At 69.4% G+C, this 7,041-nt stretch carries 9 protein-coding genes and 1 pseudogene; 3 read left to right on the top strand and 7 right to left on the bottom strand.

The features are described from left to right. Positions 1–127: 127 nt before the first annotated feature. Together greA and QH270_RS21125 are read right to left on the bottom strand one after the other, a co-directional pair. The gene (greA, locus tag QH270_RS21130) at positions 128–619 is read right to left on the bottom strand and encodes a transcription elongation factor GreA (RefSeq protein ID WP_218719513.1); all 492 of its coding nucleotides are present in this window, start codon (positions 617–619) and stop codon (positions 128–130) included. A 237-nt stretch (positions 620–856) separates the two neighbouring features. Beyond that, complete coding sequence (locus QH270_RS21125; protein WP_280345189.1) at positions 857–1,315, bottom strand: DUF4307 domain-containing protein; 459 nt, start codon at positions 1,313–1,315, stop codon at positions 857–859. Between the two features lie 103 nt (positions 1,316–1,418). Here QH270_RS21125 and mca point away from each other — a divergent pair, with 103 nt between their 5' ends. Further along, complete coding sequence (gene mca, locus QH270_RS21120) at positions 1,419–2,297, top strand: mycothiol conjugate amidase Mca (RefSeq protein WP_280345186.1); 879 nt, start codon at positions 1,419–1,421, stop codon at positions 2,295–2,297. Further along, positions 2,297–2,563: a hypothetical protein gene (locus QH270_RS21115; RefSeq protein ID WP_280345194.1), complete on the top strand. Its 267-nt coding sequence runs from the start codon at positions 2,297–2,299 to the stop codon at positions 2,561–2,563. Before mca ends, QH270_RS21115 begins: the two co-directional genes overlap by 1 nt. Here QH270_RS21115 and QH270_RS21110 read toward each other — a convergent pair. From QH270_RS21110 to QH270_RS21090, 5 genes are all read right to left on the bottom strand, one after another. Further along, positions 2,560–2,754: a hypothetical protein gene (locus tag QH270_RS21110; protein ID WP_233000658.1), complete on the bottom strand. Its 195-nt coding sequence runs from the start codon at positions 2,752–2,754 to the stop codon at positions 2,560–2,562. The two genes, QH270_RS21115 and QH270_RS21110, sit on opposite strands and share 4 nt — an antisense overlap. Positions 2,755–2,824: 70 nt before the next feature. Then, entirely contained in the window at positions 2,825–3,229 is a 405-nt protein-coding gene (locus QH270_RS21105) for an NUDIX hydrolase (protein ID WP_280345185.1), read from the bottom strand. 95 nt (positions 3,230–3,324) lie between these two features. After that, positions 3,325–4,587 (bottom strand): HAD family hydrolase, encoded by a 1,263-nt coding sequence (locus tag QH270_RS21100; protein ID WP_280345183.1) that lies wholly within the window; start codon positions 4,585–4,587, stop codon positions 3,325–3,327. Between the two features lies 1 nt (position 4,588). Beyond that, positions 4,589–5,404, bottom strand: a complete 816-nt coding sequence (gene eutC / locus QH270_RS21095; RefSeq protein WP_432420397.1) for an ethanolamine ammonia-lyase subunit EutC — start codon at positions 5,402–5,404, stop codon at positions 4,589–4,591. Between the two features lie 53 nt (positions 5,405–5,457). Continuing rightward, positions 5,458–6,870 (bottom strand): ethanolamine ammonia-lyase subunit EutB, encoded by a 1,413-nt coding sequence (locus QH270_RS21090; protein ID WP_280345181.1) that lies wholly within the window; start codon positions 6,868–6,870, stop codon positions 5,458–5,460. Between the two features lie 62 nt (positions 6,871–6,932). Between QH270_RS21090 and eutB the strand changes: the two are divergent. After that, positions 6,933–7,041 (top strand): annotated as a pseudogene (gene eutB, locus QH270_RS21085) (ethanolamine ammonia-lyase subunit EutB); the annotation flags it as partial.

The following is a 7,041-nucleotide window of genomic DNA, read 5'->3' as shown; positions in this document are numbered from 1 at the left end:
CCCCGCCCGGGCGCCCCGTCTGCCGCGCGGGCTCCCGCCTCCCCCACCCCACATACCCCCCCCCCCCGCCACGGTGTTTGGGGCCGCCCCCCGCTCGCGTTCGGGTTCGGGTGGGCCGGGCTCTGGCTCAGCCGTGGTACGGCTCGGCGCTGACCAGCGTCACCTTCATGGTGTTGCCGTTGGGCAGCGTGTACTCGCGGGTCTCGCCCACCTTGGCGTCGATCAGCGCGCCGCCCAGCGGCGAGTTCGGCGAGTAGGTCTCGAGGTTGGTGGCGCCGAGGCCCTCTTCGCGGGTCGCGATGAGGAAGGTCTCGGTATCGTCCTCGTCGCCGTCGTAGTACACGGTGACGACCGAGCCGGGCAGGGCAACGCCGGACTTGGTGGGGGCGACGCCGACCTTCGCGTTGTTCAGCAGTTCCTGCAGCTGGCGGATGCGCGCCTCCTGCTGGCCCTGCTCTTCGCGCGCGGCGTGGTAGCCGCCGTTCTCCTTGAGGTCGCCTTCTTCGCGGCGCTCGTTGATCTCGGCGGCAATGACCGGACGATTGGCAATGAGCGAGTCCAGCTCGCCCTTGAGCCTGTCGTGCGACTCCTGGGTAAGCCAGGTCACATTCTCGGTCATCTCGATCACTCCCTAGTAGTTGTTCCCGGCGCACCGGGATTCCCTGAAACCCGCGCGCTACCGACGAGGCGAGGGCATGCGCGGGCCCGACGGCTGGAGCGATCCTGGGGGTGAACCCGTAACCCGGAACAGCATCGCTGGCCGCCAATGCAGCAAACACGGCTCCGAGCCCCGGAACCGTGTATCAGGCCATTTTAGCATGTCTCATAAATATGCAGGTCAGGCTAGGCGAGGCCGCTATTCCACGCGCAGATAGCCGGGAACATCGTCGCTGCAGCCGTAGATGTCGCCCGCCGACGGCCGGGACGAGGTCTTGACCGTGGTGGCCACCTCCAGGCTCTGATGCTCGGATCCTGGTACCAGCACTTCGCGCCGGCCGACCTCGGCGTTGTCGCGGTTCATGGCCCGGATGAAGCACACGACGTCGGTACGCGGGTCGTCCCTGGTGATCTTCATGCGCACGGTCAGGGTCGAGTCGTCGACGACCACGTACCCCAGCTGCTCGGTCTCGATCGGCTTCGGACCGTACTTCTGGTAGCCGAGATAGGCCACGACCAGCCCGGCGACCAGCACACCGACGCCGAGGACCACCATCAGCCACGGCCGCCGCACCGGCGGTTTCGTGCCGTAACGGTCGGCGTGTCGGGCCGCCGCGGCGGCCGGGGTCGCGGTGGCGTCGGGGGCGGGTTCGGTCATCGGTTTCTCGCTCCCGGGGGTGGTCGGAACAAACAGGGGGTCGGATGGAACTATAGGGAACGTAGTTCTGACACCCGCGAGCGAGAGCGATGGTGAACGAGACGTGAGTGGCCTTCGCCTCATGGCGGTGCACGCACACCCCGACGACGAATCGAGCAAGGGCGCCGCGACCATGGCCAGGTACGCGGCCGAGGGCGTCGACGTCCTGGTCGTGACCTTGACCGGCGGTGAACGCGGCAGCATCCTGAACCCGGCCATGGACACCCCCGGTGTGCTGGACCGGATCGAGGAGGTCCGGCGCGAGGAGATGGCCGCGGCCGCGCACGCGCTCGGCGTGCGTCAGCACTGGCTCGGCTTCGTCGACTCGGGTCTGCCCGAGGGCGACCCGCTGCCCCCGCTGCCGGAGGGCTGCTTCGCGCTGGTTCCGCTGGAGGAGTCCACCGAGGCGCTGGTGCGGGTGGTGCGCGAGTTCAAGCCGCACGTCATCACCACCTATGACGAGAACGGCGGATACCCGCATCCGGACCACATCCGGTGCCACGAGGTGTCGGTGGCCGCGTACGAGACGGCCGGTGACCCGACGAAGTTCCCCGACGCGGGCGAACCGTGGACGCCGTCGAAGCTGTACTACGACCACGGCTTCAGCATGAAGCGCCTGGAGGCCTTCGCCGAGGAGTACGAGCGCATCGGCGAGAAGTTCCCGCTGCAGGAGTGGCTGGATCGGATGCGCGAGTACCGGCGCGGTGACGCCTGGAGCCGGGTGACCACCCAGATCGAATGCTCGAAATACTTCCCCCAGCGTGACGACGCACTGCGCGCGCACGCGACTCAGATCGATCCGAACGGGGCGTTCTTCGCGATCCCGTTGGAGATGCAGCAGCGGCTCTGGCCGACCGAGGAGTTCGAATTGGCCAAGACGAGGGTGCGCACCGCCATCCCGGAGACCGACCTGTTCGCCGGCATCGAGGACGCCGACCGGTGATGTTGGTTCTCCTCGCGCAAAATCCCGGCACTCCCACCGGCCCCGAATTCGGTAAGGCGTCGCCGCTCGGCCTGCTGGTGATCCTGATCCTGCTGGCGGGCACCGTGCTGCTGGTCCGTTCGATGAACAAGCACCTCAAGGGTCTGCCCGAGACCTTCGAGCCGGAGCATCCGGAGCCGGATCAGAAGGCCGACGAGGGCACCGAACCGGGTGCCATCCCGGCCGACAACGAGGGGTCCGACCCGCCGAAGCCCACGGCGACCTAGCGGGCTGCGGCCAGATCGGCGACGAGTTCGCCCACCAGATCGCGTGCGGCGGTGGCATGTTCGGCCACCGACCGCGGCGCGCCCTGGGCGCTCAGCTCGATCATGGTGTTCATCAGGCCGAACAGCGCGACAAGTCGGCGCAGCGCGGCCTTGCGCTCGGCAACGGTCATCGGGGCGGTGGTGATCGGCACATTCACAGCTGTACCATCGCCCCCTCCCGCCGGTTTGTTTCTCGCTGTGCCCAGGGCGATCGCTATCGGGCTACCAGTCGATGAGGTCGAGGGCGTGCAGCCGCTGGAAGACCATGAGGGAACCCGGCGCGACCTGCGGCATCGCCGCGTATTCGGCGCCGGTGAAGTAGCGGAATTCGGCGATCTCGCCGGTCGCGCGTGGTTCGCCGGTGAAGTCGGCGAGGAAACAGGTCATGTGCAGCGGGGTGTTCTTGCCGTGGCCGAAGGCCTCGGCTTCGAAGATGCCCAGTTCGGCGACGCCGGACAGGCCGACGCCGAGCTCTTCCTCGATCTCGCGATGTAGCGCCTGTAAGGGGGTCTCGCCCGGGTCGATCTTGCCGCCCGCCATGTAGAAGACGTCCTTGCCCTCCGGGCGCGTCTGGATGAGCCTGCGGTCGCGGACATGGGCGAGGGCGGCGGTGCGGATCATGGGCATCACTCTATGGAGCGATCGGCTCGGACTCATCTCGAACCGCTGGTGGGATAGGTCGCACCAGCACCGGGTGAACGAAGGATGCCGACCCCGCGCGATCACCCGAACACGAGGTCTTGCTGATCCGGGATCACGCTGCCGTCCGGTCGGCGCAACGGTGCGCCTGCGCCCGATGGGGTGATGAAACCCGCTGTCGCGCAGGGGTACGGATCGGATTTGCGGGGCTTGGGGTCAAGGAACATCGGGTTCACGACCCACTGGCCGTCCGCCGAGCCGTAGGCATTGCACATCAGTTCGGTCTTGTTGCGGTTGATGACCAGGCGCAGACCGGTCGCGTCGCCGAGGAACACCACATCGGTGTCGGAATCGCCCGCGGCGAAGGCGGCGCGTCGGTCGGCGGGCAGCTGCTGGAACGCCGCGGCGCCACGGACGCCGAACACCTGCTCGTTGATCCGGCACCGCTTGCCGTCGATATAGGTGATCACCTGGTCGGTTCCCGCGTCGCCGCAGCCGGGGAGGTGCCCGGTGTAGACACCGTTGTCGGCCAGCAGGGGAACACCCATCACCCGGTCACCGGTGATGCCGAGTTCCTCGGCCCAGACCTTGACCACCGGTTCGGCGGAGGCCGAGATGATGCGCACGTCGAAACCGTTGTCCCGCAACACCCGGATGAGATCGGTCATCTGGGGGTAGTAGCGCACCCAGCCGTCCACCTTCGTGGTGCCGATGGTCTGCTCGGTCCGTTCGGCCGCGGCGAGGTTCTGCGCGCGCGCGGCGCGGGCGAACTCGGTGATCTGGGCCTCGGTGTAGCCGCGCATCAGCTGGACCACGAACGCGTAGCCGGGTTCGGTGCGGCGGTGGTCGTACTCGGTGAAGGCGGCCTTGCCCGCCGTGGTCTTCGCGCTGTCGGCCACCGCGACCAACTCGTCGGCGCAGGCCGGGTTCGTCGAGGTGGGCAACGGGGTGTCCGGATCGGCGCCACCGCAGGCCGCGGCGAGCGCCCCGGCGGCGTCGGGGGTGAGGTGGGCGCCGACGGTGGTCCAGTCCCTACCGACCGGCTGTAAGACCTTGTCGTTGGCGAGCATCCAGTAGAAGGTGGCCACGCCGATGTCGTTCTTCACGATCGTGTTGTCCCAGTCGAACAGCGCCAACGGCGCCGGGCCGGAACTCGCGCCGCCGCAGCGCCCGGTCTCCTCGATGAACCGGGCGAGGCGTTCCCTGTTGTCGCCGTACCAGGCCTGGCTCGCGTCGAGGGTCGAACAGTTCTCCGACGCCGCGCGTGGTTCGTCGGTTCCGCAGGCGGTCGACGTCATCAGGGCAGCCGTCAGCGCCACCGCCGCGAGGGCGGAGTTCTTCTTCATGTCAGTGGTCCTTGTTCTCCAGCGCCACGGCGATGGTCGAGATGTCCGCGCCGAGGGCGTCGGCGCGGGAAGTGTCCTTGAGGTCGACGCCCGAGCGGCCGAGCTTGCGCGCTCCGGCCACCAGCCCGGCCACCACCCGCGCGGCATCGGTGTAGGTGAGGCCGTCGGGCGGATGGATGTTGGAGACGCAATTGCGTTCGGCGTCGGCGCGGCCGGGGCGCGGGTCGTGCGTGAGGTAGATGCCCAGGCTGTCGGCCACCGAAAGACCGGGGCGTTCGCCGATGATCACTAGCACGGTCCGCACGCCCAGCGCCGCGGCGATGTGGTCGCCCAGCGCGACGCGCGCCTGGGTGGCGATCACCGGCGGAGCCAGGGTGTACCGCTCGCCGAGTTCGTCGGCGAGGGCGGCGAGCAAGCCGGCGCCGTGATCGGTGAGCGCGCGCGGGGACAGCCCGTCGGCCAGCACGAAACCGATGTCGGCGCTGTGGTTTTCGATCCCGGACAGGTCGGCGGGCAGCCTGCCGAGATCGGGACGGCGCAGGTATTCCGAGCGGTCGGCGGCCTTGCTGGTCACCGTCACCGGGGCGCCGAGACCCATGCTCGCGATCTGTTCGGCGAAGATGTCGACCTCGAGGGGGACGTGCACCGCGTCGCGCGCGGCGGCGTGCGCGGCGCGCAGGGCGAGGACCTCGCTGGTCGGCAGCGCGTCGCCGGTGCGGCCGAGCCCGATCCTGGCCTGCGTATTGCGCCGCAGCTCGCGCCAGAACTCCTGGGCCACCGCGGCTTCGGCGCGTTCGTCCGGTGTCTGCTCGCCCACCGTGTGTCCTTTCCGGTCCGTCGATCGCACGAGGTGCAGCGCTGGTTTCGGCGTCATCGGTTCGCCGCCAACGCGCGCAGCGGTGAGGACAGCGGCGCCACCTGGCGCACCCGGCCGTTCGCGTCGAGCATGCCGAGACCCGACAGCCACGCCTCGAATTCCGGCGCGGGGCGCAGGTTCAGGACCTGGCGGGCGTAGAGGGCGTCGTGGAAGGCCAGGCTCTGGTAGCCGAGCATCACGTCGTCGGCGCCGGGCACCGCGATGACGAACGCGCACCCGGCCGCACCGAGCAGGGTGAGCAGGGTGTCCATGTCGTCCTGGTCGGCCTCGGCGTGGTTGGTGTAGCACACGTCCACGCCCATCGGCAGTCCGAGCAGCTTGCCGCAGAAGTGGTCCTCGAGCCCGGCGCGAATGATCTGCTTGCCGTCGTAGAGGTATTCGGGCCCGATGAACCCGACAACGGTGTTGACCAGCAGCGGGCTCAGCTCCCGGGCGACGGCGTAGGCCCTGGTTTCCAGGGTCTGCTGGTCCACCGGCCGATCGCCCACGCCCAGATGGGCATTCGCGCTCAGCGCCGATCCCTGACCGGTCTCGAGATACATCACGTTGTCGCCGACGGTGCCGCGCGCGAGCGAGCGACCGGCCTCGTTGCCCTCGCGCAGCAGCGAAAGTTTCACGCCGAAGCCGGAATTGGCGCCCTCGGTGCCCGCGACGGACTGGAACACCAGGTCCACCGGCGCGCCGGCTTCGATCAGGTCGATGGTGGTGGTGACGTGCGACAGCACGCAGGACTGGGTCGGGATGTCGAAGCGCAGGCGCACCTCGTCGAGCAGGTGCAGCAGGTCGGCGGTGGCCTGGGGTGAATCGGTGGCCGGGTTGATGCCGATCACCGCGTCACCGCAGCCGAGCAGCAGCCCGTCGAGGGTGGCGGCGGCGATCCCACGGGGATCGTCGGTCGGGTGATTGGGCTGCAGGCGGGTGCTCAACCGGCCGGGCAGGCCGATGGTGGTGCGGAAGCCCGCGGTCACCACGGTCGCCTTGGCCACGGCGATGAGGTCCTGGTTGCGCATGATCTTGCTGACCGCGGCCACCATCTCCGGGGTGAGTCCGGGCGAGACGGCGGCCAGGGTGGCCGCCGCCTCGTCGGTGGCGGCGACCGCGAGCAGCCAGTCGCGCAGCCCGCCGACGGTGAGGTGCGCGATCGGCGCGAACGCGGCGCGGTCGTGGCTGTCGATGATCAGCCTGGTGACCTCGTCGGTCTCGTAGGGCACGACCACCTCGTCGAGGAAGGTGGTCAGCGGGACGTCGGCAAGCGCCCACTGCGCGGCCGCCCGTTCGGCGTCGGTCGCCGCGGCGCAACCGGCCAGCTGGTCGCCGCTGCGTTCGGGGGTGGCCTTGGCCAGCAGATCGACCAGGCCGTCGAACAGATAGGTCGTGACGCCGACGGAACTGCGGTACACGGTCATCGGGTGCCGCCTCCTTTCTCGGTTCGGTGCGTGGGGCGGGGCGGGGGGGGCCCCCCGGGGCCCGGGCCGCGCCCGCACTCACCCCGGAGAGGGTGGCCGCGGTCAGAAAGATCATGCGCAACCAGCACCTCATCGCCGTGGCAAAGGCGACCGTGGTGACCGCGGGCTTCC

The organism is Nocardia neocaledoniensis, assembly GCF_029868625.1.
GTDB lineage: Bacteria > Actinomycetota > Actinomycetes > Mycobacteriales > Mycobacteriaceae > Nocardia > Nocardia neocaledoniensis_A.
The sequence above is the reverse complement of the archived record's forward strand: the minus strand, read 5'-3'. Positions and strand labels throughout refer to the sequence as shown.